Below are 918 nucleotides of genomic sequence, written 5' to 3' on the forward strand. Positions count from 1 at the left end.
GCCCACTTGAGCGTTGTAACATCTCAAGCTCAATTTATCGCTTGTTAGTCCTTTATATCGGGACATAGCAGTCTCAGATATTGAACGATAGTGATAACCAGACTCTGTTTTCCATTCCGATATTGTTCCATCTCTCAGAGCCATTACCGCTTTGTTTCTGGGATGACCGTCTTCCCAAAGAGCTGCATTCTTTCGAGGCGGTATTAACGGAGTACAGCCTTTATTTTTCAGAGTCTCGTGGCAATTTTTTGTGTCATATGCTCCATCGGCGGATACGGCAGCGACCTTTCTACGTAGTGGGTTGAGTAACGTCGGTAACACTTCACTATCGCCTACATTTACAAGACTGACTTCCGCACTAATCGCTTCGTGAGTATCCACATCCACAGCTAAGTGCAGTTTGCGCCATGTCCTACGTTTTTCTGTACCATGCTTTTTCACTTTCCACTCCCCCTCACCAAAGACTTTGAGGCCAGTAGAATCAATGGCTATATGGCGAATAGCCCCTCTCGATTTATTGCGATATTTGACCTGAACTGTCTTCGAGCGTTTACTGATACAGGTGTAGTCAGGGGACGTTAGTGGAACATCTAATAGCTCAAAGATAGAGTCGATAAAGCCTTGAAGAGCACGTAAAGGAAGAGAGAAGATGCCCTTAATCATCAAGGCGGTTTCAATCGCTGTATCAGAGTACTGAAAGCCTCTCCCACGCTTACCATGATGAGTTTTGCATCGCCATGCATCTACGGCTGAATCATCTATCCAGAATGTAACCGAACCACGTTTACAAAGAGCCTTATTGTACTCCGTCCAGTTAGTTATCTTCTTGTTTGCTTTACCCATATCACCACCATTCCAATCGTTTCAAATGATCAGATCACAGGACTTGGAAAAGGTTCAACTAATTTAGGCAACAAC

General features: G+C 44.2%; 1 protein-coding gene. It reads right to left on the bottom strand.

Going from position 1 to position 918, the window contains the following annotated elements; all coding sequences use genetic code 11:
- On the bottom strand, window positions 1-843 hold an 843-nt coding region (locus tag AB4493_RS13605; protein WP_102560968.1), incomplete at its 3' end, for an IS5 family transposase.
- Between the last annotated feature and the right edge of the window lie 75 nt (window positions 844-918).

The sequence above is a fragment of the Vibrio sp. 10N.222.55.A1 genome (assembly GCF_041473835.1).
In the GTDB taxonomy this organism is placed as follows: Bacteria; Pseudomonadota; Gammaproteobacteria; order Enterobacterales; family Vibrionaceae; genus Vibrio; species Vibrio crassostreae_C.